The 14,121-nt window shown below is 72.2% G+C and carries 15 protein-coding genes; 4 read left to right on the top strand and 11 right to left on the bottom strand.

Features of this window, described 5'->3' with window-relative positions:
- Positions 1-74 precede the first annotated feature (74 nt).
- From ACH495_RS06625 to ACH495_RS06615, 3 genes are read left to right on the top strand one after another with little or no spacing between them, the layout of a single operon-like run.
- On the top strand, positions 75-914 hold the full coding sequence (locus ACH495_RS06625; RefSeq protein WP_396856754.1) for a DUF4097 family beta strand repeat-containing protein: 840 nt from the start codon (positions 75-77) through the stop codon (positions 912-914).
- A gap of 12 nt (positions 915-926) precedes the next feature.
- Positions 927-1,862 carry an ATP-binding cassette domain-containing protein gene (locus ACH495_RS06620; RefSeq protein WP_396856753.1) on the top strand — a complete coding sequence of 312 codons (936 nt, stop codon included), beginning with the start codon at positions 927-929 and terminating at the stop codon, positions 1,860-1,862.
- A complete protein-coding gene (locus ACH495_RS06615; RefSeq protein WP_396856752.1) occupies positions 1,859-2,677 on the top strand; it encodes an ABC transporter permease in 819 nt (272 codons plus the stop codon). Before ACH495_RS06620 ends, ACH495_RS06615 begins: the two co-directional genes overlap by 4 nt.
- 29 nt (positions 2,678-2,706) lie before the next feature.
- On the opposite strand, the gene ACH495_RS06610 is transcribed toward ACH495_RS06615, so the two are convergent.
- The 5 genes from ACH495_RS06610 to ACH495_RS06590 all read right to left on the bottom strand — a co-directional run bounded on the left by ACH495_RS06610 (position 2,707) and on the right by ACH495_RS06590 (position 5,663).
- Positions 2,707-3,201 carry a GNAT family N-acetyltransferase gene (locus ACH495_RS06610; RefSeq protein WP_396856751.1) on the bottom strand — a complete coding sequence of 165 codons (495 nt, stop codon included), beginning with the start codon at positions 3,199-3,201 and terminating at the stop codon, positions 2,707-2,709.
- A gap of 74 nt (positions 3,202-3,275) precedes the next feature.
- Positions 3,276-4,007 (bottom strand): class I SAM-dependent methyltransferase, encoded by a 732-nt coding sequence (locus tag ACH495_RS06605; protein WP_396856750.1) that lies wholly within the window; start codon positions 4,005-4,007, stop codon positions 3,276-3,278.
- Positions 4,008-4,221: 214 nt separating this feature from the next.
- Positions 4,222-4,938: a vancomycin high temperature exclusion protein gene (locus ACH495_RS06600; RefSeq protein WP_396856749.1), complete on the bottom strand. Its 717-nt coding sequence runs from the start codon at positions 4,936-4,938 to the stop codon at positions 4,222-4,224.
- A 22-nt stretch (positions 4,939-4,960) separates the two neighbouring features.
- Complete coding sequence (locus ACH495_RS06595; RefSeq protein ID WP_396856748.1) at positions 4,961-5,323, bottom strand: PH domain-containing protein; 363 nt, start codon at positions 5,321-5,323, stop codon at positions 4,961-4,963.
- Positions 5,324-5,354: 31 nt separating this feature from the next.
- The gene (locus ACH495_RS06590) at positions 5,355-5,663 is read right to left on the bottom strand and encodes a 4a-hydroxytetrahydrobiopterin dehydratase (RefSeq protein WP_396856747.1); all 309 of its coding nucleotides are present in this window, start codon (positions 5,661-5,663) and stop codon (positions 5,355-5,357) included.
- A 238-nt stretch (positions 5,664-5,901) separates the two neighbouring features.
- On the opposite strand from ACH495_RS06590, the gene ACH495_RS06585 reads away from it, so the two are divergent.
- Positions 5,902-6,288: a (deoxy)nucleoside triphosphate pyrophosphohydrolase gene (locus ACH495_RS06585; RefSeq protein WP_396856746.1), complete on the top strand. Its 387-nt coding sequence runs from the start codon at positions 5,902-5,904 to the stop codon at positions 6,286-6,288.
- A gap of 209 nt (positions 6,289-6,497) precedes the next feature.
- On the opposite strand, the gene ACH495_RS06580 is transcribed toward ACH495_RS06585, so the two are convergent.
- The 6 genes from ACH495_RS06580 to ACH495_RS06555 all read right to left on the bottom strand — a co-directional run bounded on the left by ACH495_RS06580 (position 6,498) and on the right by ACH495_RS06555 (position 13,956).
- Positions 6,498-7,568 carry a succinate dehydrogenase/fumarate reductase iron-sulfur subunit gene (locus tag ACH495_RS06580; RefSeq protein WP_396856745.1) on the bottom strand — a complete coding sequence of 357 codons (1,071 nt, stop codon included), beginning with the start codon at positions 7,566-7,568 and terminating at the stop codon, positions 6,498-6,500.
- A 3-nt stretch (positions 7,569-7,571) separates the two neighbouring features.
- The gene (locus ACH495_RS06575) at positions 7,572-9,482 is read right to left on the bottom strand and encodes a fumarate reductase/succinate dehydrogenase flavoprotein subunit (RefSeq protein WP_396856744.1); all 1,911 of its coding nucleotides are present in this window, start codon (positions 9,480-9,482) and stop codon (positions 7,572-7,574) included.
- 11 nt (positions 9,483-9,493) lie between these two features.
- Entirely contained in the window at positions 9,494-10,300 is an 807-nt protein-coding gene (locus ACH495_RS06570) for a hypothetical protein (protein ID WP_396856743.1), read from the bottom strand.
- 219 nt (positions 10,301-10,519) lie between these two features.
- Positions 10,520-11,944 carry a metallopeptidase TldD-related protein gene (locus tag ACH495_RS06565; RefSeq protein WP_396856742.1) on the bottom strand — a complete coding sequence of 475 codons (1,425 nt, stop codon included), beginning with the start codon at positions 11,942-11,944 and terminating at the stop codon, positions 10,520-10,522.
- Complete coding sequence (locus ACH495_RS06560) at positions 11,941-13,374, bottom strand: TldD/PmbA family protein (protein ID WP_396856741.1); 1,434 nt, start codon at positions 13,372-13,374, stop codon at positions 11,941-11,943. The genes ACH495_RS06565 and ACH495_RS06560 overlap by 4 nt, the downstream gene beginning before the upstream one ends.
- Positions 13,375-13,407: 33 nt before the next feature.
- Positions 13,408-13,956, bottom strand: a complete 549-nt coding sequence (locus ACH495_RS06555) for a Uma2 family endonuclease (RefSeq protein WP_396856740.1) — start codon at positions 13,954-13,956, stop codon at positions 13,408-13,410.
- Positions 13,957-14,121: the final 165 nt, after the last annotated feature.

Raw genomic sequence — 14,121 nt, 5'->3', positions numbered from 1 at the left:
CGCCGCACCACTTCTTCTCTCCCGTCCCCCTGACCTGCGGGGACGACCCACCCACCCAGGATGCGGGGACAACCATGCCTGTTTTCGACACGCCCGAATCGATCACCGTCACGATGGATCTCGGCGTCGCCTCTGTGCGGATCGCCGCGAGCGACCGCGCCGACACCGTGGTCGAGGTCCGCCCGAGCAACGCCGACGACGAGTCCGACGTGCAGGCCGCCGCGCAGGTGCGCGTCGACCACACCAACGGCACGCTCCAGGTCACCGGCCCGCGGCGCTCCTTCGACTTCTCGAAGAAGAGCAGGTCGGTGGACGTCTCCATCGAACTGCCGAGCGACTCCCGGCTCTCCGCGCACCTGCTGATGGGCGACGTCGTCGCCGTCGGCCGGCTCGGCGAGACCCGGGTCAAGACCACCGGCCACGTGCGCCTGGAGCAGACCGGGCCGCTGCGCCTGCACACCGGCGTCGGCCGGGTCAGCGTCGACGGCGTCACCGGCGACGCGGAGATCTCCACCGGCTCCGGCACCGTCCAGGTCGGCCGGGTCGAGGGCGCGGTGGCGGTCAAGAACTCCAACGGCGACACCACGATCGACGCGGCCACCGGAGACGTCCGGGTGCGCAACGCCAACGGCGCCATCGAGGTGACTCGCGCCGGCGCCGGCGTCGACGCGAAGACCTCCAACGGCGGCATCCGCGTCGCCGAGGTGGTGCGCGGCTCGGTCGTGCTCGGCACGGCCATGGGTGACCTGGACATCGGCGTCGCGCCGGGCACCGCCGCCTGGCTGGAGGTCAACACCGGCTTCGGTCAGGTGCACAACCGGCTGGAGAGCACCGCCCGGCCCGGCGGCGCCGAGCAGACCGTCGAGGTACGCGGCCGCACCTCCTACGGCGACATCACCGTCCACCGGTCCTGAAGGAGAGCGACCATGACCACGAATCAGATCGCCGTCACCGGGCTCCGGAAGTCGTTCGGCGACCACGTCGTGCTCGACGGCATCGACCTGCGCGTACCCGAAGGAACGGTCTTCTCGCTGCTCGGCGCGAACGGTGCCGGGAAGACCACGACGGTGCGGATCCTGTCCACGCTGCTCGCCGCCGACGGCGGCGAGGTCCGGGTCGCCGGGCACGACCTCGCCCGCGAGCCGGACGCGGTACGCGCCGCGATCGGCGTCACCGGCCAGTTCTCCGCGGTGGACAAGCTGCTCACCGGCGCGGAGAACCTGCGGCTGATGGCGGACCTGCACCACCTGCCCCGGGAGGAGGGCCGGCGGCGCGCCGCCGGGCTGCTCGAACGGTTCGGCCTGACCGAGGCGGCCGGCAAGCCGGCGTCCACCTACTCCGGGGGCATGCTGCGCCGGCTCGACCTGGCGATGACGCTGGTCGGCAGCCCGCGCGTGATCTTCCTGGACGAGCCGACCACCGGGCTCGACCCGCGCAGCCGCCGGGACATGTGGCAGATCGTCCGCGACCTGGTGGCCGGCGGTGTGACCATCTTCCTGACCACGCAGTACCTGGCCGAGGCGGACGAGCTGGCCGACCGGATCGCGGTGCTCGACCACGGCCGGGTGGTCGCCGAGGGCACGCCCGAGGAGTTGAAGCGTCGCATCCCCGGCGGGCACGTCCGGCTGCGGTTCGCCGACCCGGCGCGCCTCGACGTGGCGGTACGGGTGCTCGACCAGGCCACCCGCGACGGCGACGCGCTCGCCCTGCGGGTGCCCGGTGACGGCAGCCTGCGCTCGCTGAAGGCGCTGATCGGCCGGCTCGACGACCGGGGCGTCGAGGTCGACGAACTGTCCGTGCACACCCCCGACCTCGACGACGTCTTCCTCGCCCTCACCGACCGGAAGGTGACCACGTCATGAGCATCTCCGCCCACGCCGACATGCGCTTCCACCCGCTGCGTGACTCGGTGACCATGCTGCGCCGCAACCTGAAGCGCATGCTGCGCTACCCGTCGATGACCGTGATGCTGGTCGGGATGCCCGTGGTGTTCCTGCTGCTCTTCGTCTACGTGCTCGGCGGCACCCTGGGCGCCGGGCTCGGGGGCGGCGGCGCGGCCGGTGCGGGATCCCGCGCCGCGTACGCCAACTACGTGGCGCCGGCGATCATCCTGATGACGGTGGCGGCCACGGTCCAGGGGACCGCGATCTCGATCGCCATGGACATGACCGAGGGCATCATCGCCCGGTTCCGCACCATGCACATCGCCCGCGTCTCGGTGCTGACCGGACACGTCCTCGGCAGCATGATCCAGACGGCGATCAGCCTGGCCGTGGTGATCGGCGTGGCGCTGCTGGTCGGCTTCCGTCCCACCGCCGGGCCGGCCGGCTGGCTGGGCGCGGTCGGCCTCCTCGCGGCGGTGACGTTCGCGCTGGTCTGGTTGGCCGTCGCGCTCGGCCAGGTCAGCGAGAGCGTGGAGACCGCCAGCAACCTGCCGATGCCGCTGATCCTGCTGCCGTTCCTCGGCAGCGGGTTCGTGCCCACCGACTCGATGCCCGCCGGCCTGCGCTGGTTCGCCGAGTACCAGCCGTTCACCCCGATCATCGAGAGCCTGCGCGGGCTGCTGATGGCCGAGCCGATCGGCAACGACTGCTGGAGCGCGCTCGGCTGGTGCGCCGCCATCGCGCTGGGCGGTTACCTCTGGTCCCGGCGGCTGTTCAACCGCGAGTCCCGCTAGGCCCCCGGCGCTCGGCCCCCGGTCCGCGGTCAGCGGATCCGGGGGCTGCGCCGTTCGATGAGCGTGACGTCCCGCCAGACGCCGTGGTGCCGGCCGATCCGCTCCCGGGTGCCGACGACCCGGAACCCGCGGGTCGCGTGCAGCGCCAGGCTGGCGGTGTTCTCCGGGAACACGCCGGACTGGATGGTCCAGACGCCGGCCGCCTCGGTGGAGTCGATCAGCGCGTCCAGCAGCAGCCGGCCGATGCCACGGCCCCGCGCCTCGGGGTGCACGTAGACGGAGTGCTCGACCACCCCGGCGTAGACGCAGCGGTCGGAGACCGGGGAGCAGGCCACCCAGCCGAGCACCCGCCCGGTCGGGTCGAGCGCCACCCAGCGGTGGTCGGGCGACCGCCCGGCGGTGAACCCGGGCCAGTCGGGCGGCCCGGTCTCGAACGTGGCATTGCCCTCGGCGATGCCGAGGCGATAGATCTCCAGCACGGCGTCGGCGTGCGTGTCGTCCATCGCGGCGACGGTGACGGTCATCGGCCCTCCCGGCCGGTCAGCGTAACCGGGACGGCCGAGGGCGGGGACCAGCGTCCCGGCCCTCGGCGCGACCCCTATCCGAGTCGGTAGACGGAGACGTGCGTGCGGCTGTCCGCGTCGAACGGCGTCCGATCCCAGTCGGCGTACCGCTCGGCGAGGTGGAGCCCGGCCCGCTGCGCCATCTCGTCGATCTGCTCCGGCCAGGCGTAGCGCATCGCGAACGGTTCGAGGCGCACGCCGTCGGCGTCGAACGTGACGGTCTGCCGCAGGACCGTTTGCGTGGCCGGGTCGTACCGGTGCATCCGGATGGTGGCCGAGCCCTCGGTCACCGCCCGGACCTGGACCTGCTGGTCCCGGCCGACGTCGGCCGGGTCGGGCACGAACGTCTCGATGACGAACGCCCCGCCGGGCGCCAGCACCCGGGCGGTGTTGCGGAAGCACTCCGCCTGACGCTCCGCGTCGACCAGGTTGAACAGCGTGTTGAACACCAGGAAGACCAGACGGTACGGCCCGGACACCGGGACGTCCGCCATGTCACCGATGGTGACCGGCAGCTGCTCGCCGCCGGGCTTGGCGCGCAGGAGCGCGACCATCTCCGGGGACGCCTCGACGCCCTCCACGGTGAGGCCGCGCGCGGCCAGCGGCAGGGCCACCCGGCCGGTGCCGACGGCCAGTTCGAGCACCGGGCCGCCCTCGGCGAGCGGGGCGAGGAAGTCGACGGCTGGGGTGGGATCCGGGTTGCCGGGGCCGTCGTAGGTGGCGGCCCAGAGCCGTCCGAAGTGGCCGGGATCGTCGAAGACGGACATCACACGGCCTCCCGTCGACCGGGCCGGACGGGACGCGGCGGGTGGTCAGCGACCCCCGCCGGAATGGGGTACGAAAACACGAAGTCTCTTCTCGAGGAGGTTGACGACAGGGTGGCGGGACTTCGCCGCTTCCGGCATGGCGGTGCTCCTTCCGTGGGCTGCTCCGGAACCAGCAGACCAGCCGCTGCCGCGCCCGACAACCGGATTACCGCCGTCAGCCGGCCCGGAGCGCGTCGTCCACTCCGGTCTCCCGGCGGCCCAGGTGCACCGGGTCGCGGCCGGAGAGCACGTCCACCGCGGCCTTCACGCAGGCGCCGTACTCCCGGGTGGCGCTGACCCGCCACTGTTCGGCGAACCGGCGGACGGTGTCGTCGCCGACGCCGTTGGTCTCGATGCCGGCCTGCCGGCAGAGCGCCACCGCGCGGGGCAGGTGGAACGACTGGGTGACCACTGTGGCCTGCCGCACGCCGAAGACGCGCCGGGCGCGGGCGCACGAGTCGTAGGTGTCGAAGCCGGCGTGGTCGAGCACGACCTTCTCCGCCGGCACGCCCCGGTCGACAAGCCAGCGGCGCATCGCGTCCGGCTCGTCGTAATCCCAGTCCATGTGGTCGCCGGAGACCAGCACCACCTTGACCTTGCCGGCGTCGAACAACTGCCGGGCGATCTCCAGCCGGGCGGCCAGGAACGGCGACGGCGTGCCGTCGGCCTCCACCTGGGCGCCGAGCACCAGCGCCACCGGCGCGGCCGGCACGTCGGCGGCGGCGAACATGTGCCCCTCGGCGTCGTCGCGGACCCAGGCCACGCTGGCCGCCGTCGCCACCGCCAGCAGCACCGCGCCGGCGGCGCCGACCAGCAGCAGCCGACGGATCAGGCGTACGGCCCACCGGTGCTCGTCGCGCCAGGTGCGCCACCGCGCCGTCAGCCCCCGCATGGCGGCGATTGTGCCAGGCCGGTCAGGAGATGTGGTGCAGGATGACGTTGTGCACGTGGTGGCTCTTCTCCGCGCCCCGGAACTCCACCTCGTAGGTGTGCGTGCCGACGTGCACGGCGATCGCCCCGGTGGAGAAGAACGAGCCGCCCCAGGACTTGTTGCTCACCACGCTCACGCTGGTGATCTTCGAGTACGGGATGCTCGTGATGGCGTACCGCTTGCCGACGAAGGAGCGGTCCTGCACGATCACCCGCCGGTCGGTCAGGCCGATGAAGCCGGTGCCGGTGCCGATCGCGTCGTAGACGGCGATGATCTGCTCCCCGGGCAGCAGCCCGCTCTGGATCTGCTGGAACTGTTCCTTGCGGTCGTACGTAGCGCCAGACATGACTCCGACGGTAGGGCAGGCGTGCCAGTGCTCAGGGCGCGGTGACCGCCCGGACCGCGTCCTCGATGCGGGCCGCGAGCAGCACCTCACCTTCGGTGAGCGGATCGCCGTCGTCGTGGCCCAACCGGATCCGGGTCCGCCCGGCCTGGCGGCTGATCTCGGGGCGCAGCCGCAGCGCGTCGGCGACCACCGCCACCCGCTCGGTGAGCGCGGCGTGCTGGGTGTCGTCGAGGGTGAGCGTGCGGCTGAGCTGCTCGCCCTCCCGCGTCCACCCGGACAGCAGGGCGAGCGCGTCGCTGAGGTAGTCGTGCTTCGCCCGGCTGCTGAACAGCACGCGCATCACCGCACCTCCCAGGCGTCGTTGCCGGCTTGTGGCCAAATCGTCGCCATCCCGTGTCCCAGTCGACGCCCTCTAGTCTGTCGTCGCACAGATGGTGTGTCCACGCCCACACTTCCGTCTTCTGCTGGCCTGATGGCCGACTCAGCTACCCAAACCGCCGATTGATCTGGCACGCTGGTGGCCCGTGCGGACCGAACGGGTTAGCGGAAATGGGCAGGCCGACCGGCGGGAGCCGAGGGTGGTCGTCGGAGCGGCGATCATCGTGGCCGGCCGGGTCCTCGCCTGCGAGCGCGCCGCGCCGCCCGAGGTGGCGGGGCGGTGGGAGTTCCCCGGCGGCAAGGTCGAGCCCGGCGAGACCGAGACCGAAGCGCTGGCCCGGGAGTGCGCCGAGGAGCTGGGCGTCCGGGTCGCGGTCGGCGCCCGGGTCGGGCGGGACGTCCGGATGGCCCACGGCCGGTCCGTCCTGCGGGTCTACGCGGCCCGCCTGCTCCACGGCGACCAGCCGACCGCGCTGGAGCACGCCGAGCTGCGCTGGCTCTCCGCGACCGAGCTGGACACCGTCGACTGGCTGCCTGCCGACGTGCCGATCGTGCCCGCGCTGCGCCCGCTGCTCGCCGACTCCTGAGCCGCGCCCGACGCCCGCCGCACCACGCCACGCGGTCCCACCGCCTGCCGCACCAGGCCACGCGGGCTCGCCGCCCTCCGCACCACGCCGCGCGGTCCCACCGCCTGCCGTGCCGGGCCCGATGGGCTCGCCGAACCGGACAGCCGGTCGGAAACGGGACGGGGGCCGGCGGCGTGTGCCGCTGGCCCCCGTCATCGTCGCGCCGCTGGTCAGTGCTTCGGCTCGTCCTGCTGCGGGTGGGCGAAGTTGAGGTGCTCCGCCGGCAGCGGGAACTCCACGTCGTCGCCGAACGGCGACGGCGCGGCGGCCCGGTCGAAGGTCAGCTCGGTCAGCGGCAGCCGGCCGCTGGAGTCGACCGCCGGGGCCGTCGGGTGCGGCACCTCGCGCTGCCAGTTGACGCCCTGCTGGACCTGGCGCTCGGCGCCGCTGTCGTGCGAGCCGCCGGCGTGCGAGTGCACCCCGCGGTGAGCCGCGCCGGTGGTCACCGCACCGCTGGCATGCCCGCTGGTCGCGCTGGTCTGAGGCACCTGACCCCTCCGGAAGATCTTGTTACCGAGCCACACAAGGGGATCGTACCTGCGGTCCACGACCCGTTCCTTCATGGGGATGATCCCGTTGTCGGTGATCTTGATGTGCTCGGGGCAGACCTCGGTGCAGCACTTGGTGATGTTGCAGAAGCCGAGCCCCATCTCCGACTGCGCGTACTCCTTGCGGTCGGTGCGCGCGTCGAGCGGGTGCATGTCCAGCTCGGCGGCCCGGATGAAGAACCGGGGACCGGAGAACGCCGGCTTGTTCTCGTCGTGGTCGCGGATCACGTGGCAGACGTTCTGGCACAGGAAGCACTCGATGCACTTGCGGAACTCCTGCGAGCGCTCCACGTCGACCTGTTGCATCCGGTAGTCACCGGGCGCCACGTCGGCCGGCGGCGCGAACGCCGGGGTCTCCCGGGCCTTCTCGTAGTTGAAGGAGACGTCGGTGACCAGGTCCCGGATCACCGGGAAGGTCCGCAGCGGCGTGACCGTGACGGTCTCCGCCTCCTCGAACGTCGACATCCGCGTCATGCAGCCCAGCCGCGGCTTGCCGTTGATCTCCATCGAGCAGGAGCCGCACTTGCCGGCCTTGCAGTTCCACCGGCAGGCCAGGTCCGGCGCCTCGGTGGCCTGGAGCCGGTGGATGACGTCGAGGACGACCTCGCCCTCGTTCACCTCGACCGTGTAGTCCTGCAGGTCGCCGCCGGTCTCGTCACCCCGCCAGATGCGGAACTGTCGCTTGGTTCCCATACCTCAGCGCTCCTCTTCGGTGTGGGCGTCGAACTCGGCGAGCTCCTCGTCGGTCAGGTATTTCGACAGCTCGGCCCGGTCGAACAGCCCGATCAGCTCCGGCCGCATCCTCGGCAGCGGCTTGTGGGTCAGCCGGACCGCGTCGCCGTCCAGCGAGCAGACCAGGTTGACCTGCCGCCACCTCGGGTCCATCGCCGGGTAGTCCTCCCGGGTGTGCCCGCCGCGCGACTCCTGCCGCTCCAGCGCCGCCTTCGCGGTGCACTCCGAGACCACCAGCATGTTGCGCAGGTCGAGCGCCAGGTGCCAGCCCGGGTTGTAGCGCCGGCCGCCGACCGCGCTCACCTTCGCCACCCGCTCCCGCAGCTCGGCCAGCCGACCGAGCGCGTCGGCCAGCTCACCCTCCCGCCGGATGATGCCGACCAGATCCCCCATCACCACCTGGAGGTCCTGCTGGAGCTGGTAGGGGCTCTCCCCGGTGTCGCGCTGCAACGGCGCCAGCGCCGTCTCCACCGCGGCCTCCACCGCCGCCACCGACACCGCCGGGCGGGCGGTGAGCTGGTCGGCGTACGTCGCGGCGTGCCCGCCCGCCCGCTTGCCGAAGACCAGCAGGTCGGACAGGGAGTTGCCGCCGAGCCGGTTGGAGCCGTGCATGCCGCCGGAGACCTCACCGGCGGCGAAGAGCCCGCGCACCGTGCCGGCCGCCGCGCCGGAATCCGGGTCCACCTCCACGCCGCCCATCACGTAGTGGCAGGTCGGGCCGACCTCCATCGGCTCCTTCGTGATGTCGACGTCGGCCAGCTCCTTGAACTGGTGGTACATCGACGGCAGCCGGCGCTGGATCTCCTCCGCCGACTTGCGGGAGGCGATGTCCAGGTAGACGCCGCCGGCCGGCGTACCCCGACCGGCCTTGACCTCGCTGTTGATCGCGCGGGCGACCTCGTCGCGGGGCAGCAGCTCCGGCGGACGCCGGTTGTTGTCCGGGTCGGTGTACCAGCGGTCCGCCTCGTCCTCCGTCTCCGCGTACTGCTTGCGGAAGACGTCCGGGACGTAGTCGAACATGAACCGCTTGCCCTCGGAGTTCTTCAGCACGCCGCCGTCGCCGCGCACCGACTCGGTGACCAGGATGCCCTTCACCGAGGGCGGCCAGACCATGCCGGTCGGGTGGAACTGGAGGAACTCCATGTTGATCAGCGTGGCCCCGGCGCGCAGCGCCAGCGCGTGGCCGTCGCCGGTGTACTCCCACGAGTTCGAGGTGACCTTGTAGGACCGGCCGACACCACCGGTGGCCAGCACCACGGCCGGCGCCTCGAAGAGGATGAACTCGCCGGACTCCCGGTAGTAGCCGAACGCGCCGGCCACCCGGTCGCCGTCGAGCAGCAGCTCGGTGATCGTGGTCTCGGAGAAGACCCGGATCCGCGCGTCGTAGCTGCCGAACTCGCGCTTGTCCTCCTGCTGGAGGGAGACGATCTTCTGCTGGAGGGTGCGGATCAGCTCCAGGCCGGTCCGGTCGCCGACGTGCGCCAGGCGCGGGTACTCGTGGCCGCCGAAGTTGCGCTGCGAGATCTTGCCGTCCTTGGTGCGGTCGAAGAGCGCACCGTACGTCTCCAGCTCCCAGATCCGCTGCGGTGACTCCTTGGCGTGCAGCTCGGCCATCCGGAAGTTGTTGAGGAACTTGCCGCCGCGCATGGTGTCCCGGAAGTGCACCTGCCAGTTGTCCCGCGAGTTCACGTTGCCCATGGCCGCCGCGGCGCCGCCCTCGGCCATCACCGTGTGCGCCTTGCCGAACAGCGACTTCGAGATGATCGCGGTCTTCTTGCCGGCCAGCCGGGCCTCGATCGCCGCGCGCAGGCCGGCGCCGCCGGCCCCGATCACGACGACGTCGTAGTGGTGTCGTTCGATTCGCGTCTCAGTCATGTCAGGGGCCCTCAGTTGATGAACCGCAGGTCGTTGAACCAGCCGGCGGCGATCGCCATCACGTAGAAGTCGGTGAACGCCAGGGTGCCGAGCGTGATCCAGGCGAGCTGCATGTGCCGGACGTTCAGCCAGGACACCCCGGTCCACGCCTTGTATCGCACCGGGTGCTTGGAGAAGTGCTTGAGCCGGCCGCCGATGATGTGCCGGCAGGAGTGGCACGAGATCGTGTACGCCCAGAGCATCACCACGTTGATCAGCAGGATGACGTTGCCCAGGCCGAAGCCGAAGCCCTCGGGAGAGTGGAAGGCGTAGATCGCGTCCCAGGTGTTGATCAGCGAGATGATCGCGGCGGCGTAGAAGAAGTAGCGGTGCAGGTTCTGCCCCAGCAGCGGGAACCGCGTCTCCCCGCTGTACGTCTGGTGCCCGTCCGGCACGGCGCAGGCCGGCGGCGACAGCCAGAACGACCGGTAGTAGGCCTTGCGGTAGTAGTAGCAGGTCAGCCGGAACAGCAGCAGGAACGGCAGGGTCAACGCCGCGTCCGGGATGATCCACCAGCCGGGCAGGAAGCTGCCGAAGTGCGAGGAGCCCTCGACGCACCGCTCGGTCACGCAGGGGGAGTAGAACGGCGTCAGGTAGTGGTATTGATCCACCCAGTACCACTTGTGCATGAAGACCCGGACGGTCGCGTAGATGACCCAGGCACTGAGCCCGACCACGGTGATCAGTGGTGCGAGCCACCAGCGGTCGGTCCGCAACGTCTTCGCCGCGATGGCGGCTCGTGCCCGCGCTCCCCGCGGCCTCGTCGCCGTTGATGTCATTCGAGTCATCTCCCTGACGTCACTGTCACGTCCTGCGCACGCGTGGGACCACGCCGGTGAACCGGCGCGGCTAAGTGACACACGTTACGCCGATCTTCACGGCCCGGCCGCGCAACGCAGTGTCCCGTGTGTCCCGCTGGTTGGAAAGACCCGGATCATGATCAATATGCGTGGGGTGGCGAGCGGCGCGCCCACCGGTCGCCGGCGCGGGCCGACCGGTCAGCCGGACGCGCCGCCGGTGAAGTTCCACGAGGACAGCCGCAGGGGCGGGCCCTCCCACCACGACCCGTCGAACCGGTCCGGCTGCCGGACCGGCCGCCGGCCCAGGCCCAGCACCCGGCCCGGCCCCAACGCGCGCGGGTAGGACTCGGTGAACCGGAAGTCACGCACCGCCCGCACCGGCACACCGTCCTCGACCAGCCAGACGCCGTTGCGGGTCAGGCCGGTGACCACCAGTTGCTTCGGGTCCAGCACCCGCGTGTACCAGAAGTCGCTGACCAGCAGCCCGCGTCGCACGCCGGCCACCAGGGCCGCCGTGTCCGGGTCGCCTACCGCCCCGGTCACCCCCGCGCCCACCGTCGTGGCCGGACCGTCGACGGTCGCGCCCGGGGCGGCGTCCGCCGGTAGCAGGCGGACGTTGCTGGGGATCGGGCCGAACGTCGACCCGCCGGCCATGCCGTGCCCGGTGGACCCGGTGCCCGCCCCGGCGCCGCTGCGTCGGTCGTGCGCCACCGCGGTGGTGGTGCCGGCCCGCACCAGGGTGAGCGCCCGCCGGGCGGTGCCCTCCAGGTCGAACGGCAGCGTCGAGGCGTGCAGCGGATCGTCCACCAGCGTGACCACCGGGTCGAACTGGGCCGTGCCCGGCTCGGCGAAGGACTGACGTTCGGCGTGCCGCTTGCCGTTGAAGCCGTACCAGGCGAGGTTCTGGAGCAGGTCGGCCACGGCGGCCGGTTCGAGCACCACCTCGTAGTGCCCCGGCGGCAGCTCGACCGGGTCCGTCGCGGCCCGCGCCTTGGCCGCCGCGCGGGCGCCGAGCGCGGCGCCGTCCAGGTCGGCCAGGCGGTCGGCGCAGAGCCGCGCCACCCCGTCCGCGCCGCCGGTGCGGGCGATGCCGTCCATCGCCGCCTCGGCGGCCCGGCCCACCGCCGAGTGCCCGGCCGAGTTGGCGAACGCGCCCGACCGGTACGCGGTGCGGCAGTAGCCGGCCGCCTCCAACCCCTCGACCGCGTCCACGAACGCGCGGACCCGGGCGGCCCGCTCGTCGGGCGACGCGAACGCGGTGGCCTCGTCGACGGCCGGGCCGGTCGGCGTCGGCGCCGACGCGGTGAGCCCCGGCCAGGCCGGGTCGGGCGGGGCGAGCCGGGCCGCCGCCCGGGTGCGCTCGACCAGCGCGGCCAGCCCGTCGGCGTCCACCCGGTTGCCGCCGCCGGCGGCGGTCCGGCCGTCGACGTGCAGCCGCAGCCGCACGGCGGTGCCGGTCTCGGCCACGTTCTGGTGGATGAACGAGTTGGCGAACCGGGTCAGCGCCAGATCGGACCGGGTCACCAGCACCTCGGCCTCGGCGCCCGGCCCGGCCACCCGCCGGACCAGCTCCACCACCCGACCCGCGAGATCCCGCTCGATTCCTTCGCTCCGCTCGCTCATGCGCGCACCCCCACCCGGACGCCGCGGAACCGGGCCGGCGCGGCCGGGTGGCCGGTGTGCCCGACCTGGCCGGGCTGCCCCTTGCCGCAGTTGGGCGTGCCCCACGCGACCGTCTCGGCGGAGAGCATGTCCATCGAGCGCCAGAAGACCGGCCCGATGCCGGTGTAGGTGGGGTTGCGCAGCATCCGCCCCCGTCGGCCGTTGCGCACCTCCCAGCCGACCTCGCAGCCGAACTGGAAGTTGAGCCGCTTGTCGTCGATCGACCAGGACCGGTTGACGTCCATCAGCACGCCGTCGTCGGTGGCCGCGATGATCTCGTCGAGCGTGTGCGGGCCCGGTTCCAGGCCCACGTTCGTCATCCGCACCATCGGCAGCCGGGCCCAGCCGTCGGCGCGTACGCTGCCGCCGTGATCGAGGCCGGCGACGGCGGCCGAGTCCCGGCCGGCGAGCACCCCGACCCACCGCCCCTCGCGGACCGCGTCCCGCCGCACCGCCGGTGAGCCCTCGTCGTCGAAGCCGAAGCTGCCGAGCGCGCCCGGGATGGTCGGGTCGATCGTCACGTTCATCAGCTCGGAGCCGTAGCGCAGCGAGCCGAGCCGGGTCAGGTCGAGCCAGGACGTGCCGGCGAACGCCGCCTCCCAGCCGAGGATGCGGTCCAACTCGATGGCGTGCCCGACCGACTCGTGGATCTGCAACGCGAGCTGCTCGCCGCCGAGGATCAGGTCGGTCTCGCCGGCCGGGCACTCCGGCGCGGTGAGCAGCTCGCGGGACTCCTCGGCGATCCGGGCGGCGTGCGCGGCCAGGTCGAGCGAGGTGACCAGCTCCCAGCCGGTGGTGCCGTACTGCCCGCGGTAGCTCGGGTAGGACCGGCGCTGCGTCTCGCCGTCGCCGATCGAGGTGGCCGAGATGCCGCCGCCGCACTCGCGGATGTGCTGGTCGATCCGGTGGCCCTCGCTGGAGACGAACCACTTCGTGGTGTCCCAGATCTGGTAGAGCCCCTCGGCCAGGTCGGCGCCGTGCTCCCGCATCGTGGCGGTGGCGCCGACCAGCAGGTCGCCCTTGTCGGACAGCGGCACCCCGAGCGGGTCGACCGCGCACTCCGAGGCCCAGCTCGCCACCGCCGCCTCCACCGGCACCAGGTCGATCGGCGGACCGGGAACCCGCGCGCTCGCGGTGGCGATCGCCGCGGCGCGCCGGCCGGCGTCGCGGGCCGCAGCGTCGGACAGCTCGGGTACGGCGTGGAAGCCCCAGCCGGAGCCGACCAGCGCGCGCACGCCCAGGCCGATGCTCTCGTGCTGGGCCAGCTCCTCGATGTCGCCGTTGCGCGCCGACATCGACTCGTAGCGGCGGTGCATGACGCGGGCGTCCGCGTAGCGGGCCCCGGCGTCGAGGGCGGCCTGCACGGCGGCGGTCGCCGCATCGAATCCCATACGTCCGACCCTAGGCGAGCACACCGACATCCGTCAGTCGAGCAGTTCCTCCGGGCGGACTGCGACCCGGACGGGGTCGGTCAGTTCCAGCACGTCGCCGGCCTTGGCGGTGGACCGCTCGACATAGTGCGAGCCACGCCGCTGGTACAACCGCGTCGTCAGGGACTCCTGATCGACGAGGAGGTACGACTCGATGCCGGCCGCGGCGTAGTAGTGCATCTTGAGCACCTTGTCGGTGGCGGCGTTGCTCGGCGAGATGATCTCGCAGACGAGTCGGACACTGCTCGCCTCGATCACCGGAACTCGGAGATCGACGTCATCGGTGACGGCGAGATCGGGAATCAGGATCCGGCCGAACCTGAGCCGCACGTTCACGGCCTCCAGCACGCGAAGGCCGGCCTGGCGCACCGGCGTGCGGAGCAGGGCGCGCAGCTCGCCAGAGATGTTCTGATGGCGCGGAGTGGGTGCTGGCGTCACGTGGAGGCTCCCGTCGAAGAGTTCGACGCGTTGCTGCGTCTCGCCGAGGGCGAGGTACTCCTCTTCGGTCCATGGGCCGTCGTGGCCGAACACCGCCGCGGTCATGGTCACCTCCACCTCGTGCCGGCGGGAATCGTCCCGTGGTCGCCACGACCATGGTCGCACCTCACGTCCGACTCCGGAGCGAGGACGCCGAGTCGCGCGAGCCCGGACGGGCTGTCGCGAAACCGATGCCGACCGGGGCGCGGACGGGGCAACCGGAATCGTCGG

Source organism: Micromonospora sp. NPDC018662 (assembly GCF_044391475.1).
GTDB lineage: Bacteria > Actinomycetota > Actinomycetes > Mycobacteriales > Micromonosporaceae > Micromonospora.
The sequence above is the reverse complement of the archived record's forward strand: the minus strand, read 5'-3'. Positions and strand labels throughout refer to the sequence as shown.

Excerpts from the sequence above, each read along its gene's own strand:
- ACH495_RS06625 (WP_396856754.1), top strand. The coding sequence starts at position 75 with ATGCCTGTTTTCGACACGCCCGAATCGATCACCGTCACGATGGATCTC.
- ACH495_RS06620 (WP_396856753.1), top strand. The coding sequence starts at position 927 with ATGACCACGAATCAGATCGCCGTCACCGGGCTCCGGAAGTCGTTCGGC.
- ACH495_RS06615 (WP_396856752.1), top strand. The coding sequence starts at position 1,859 with ATGAGCATCTCCGCCCACGCCGACATGCGCTTCCACCCGCTGCGTGAC.
- ACH495_RS06610 (WP_396856751.1), bottom strand. The coding sequence starts at position 3,201 with ATGACCGTCACCGTCGCCGCGATGGACGACACGCACGCCGACGCCGTG.
- ACH495_RS06605 (WP_396856750.1), bottom strand. The coding sequence starts at position 4,007 with ATGTCCGTCTTCGACGATCCCGGCCACTTCGGACGGCTCTGGGCCGCC.
- ACH495_RS06600 (WP_396856749.1), bottom strand. The coding sequence starts at position 4,938 with ATGCGGGGGCTGACGGCGCGGTGGCGCACCTGGCGCGACGAGCACCGG.
- ACH495_RS06595 (WP_396856748.1), bottom strand. The coding sequence starts at position 5,323 with ATGTCTGGCGCTACGTACGACCGCAAGGAACAGTTCCAGCAGATCCAG.
- ACH495_RS06590 (WP_396856747.1), bottom strand. The coding sequence starts at position 5,663 with ATGCGCGTGCTGTTCAGCAGCCGGGCGAAGCACGACTACCTCAGCGAC.
- ACH495_RS06580 (WP_396856745.1), bottom strand. The coding sequence starts at position 7,568 with ATGGGAACCAAGCGACAGTTCCGCATCTGGCGGGGTGACGAGACCGGC.
- ACH495_RS06575 (WP_396856744.1), bottom strand. The coding sequence starts at position 9,482 with ATGACTGAGACGCGAATCGAACGACACCACTACGACGTCGTCGTGATC.
- ACH495_RS06570 (WP_396856743.1), bottom strand. The coding sequence starts at position 10,300 with ATGACATCAACGGCGACGAGGCCGCGGGGAGCGCGGGCACGAGCCGCC.
- ACH495_RS06565 (WP_396856742.1), bottom strand. The coding sequence starts at position 11,944 with ATGAGCGAGCGGAGCGAAGGAATCGAGCGGGATCTCGCGGGTCGGGTG.
- ACH495_RS06560 (WP_396856741.1), bottom strand. The coding sequence starts at position 13,374 with ATGGGATTCGATGCGGCGACCGCCGCCGTGCAGGCCGCCCTCGACGCC.
- ACH495_RS06555 (WP_396856740.1), bottom strand. The coding sequence starts at position 13,956 with ATGACCGCGGCGGTGTTCGGCCACGACGGCCCATGGACCGAAGAGGAG.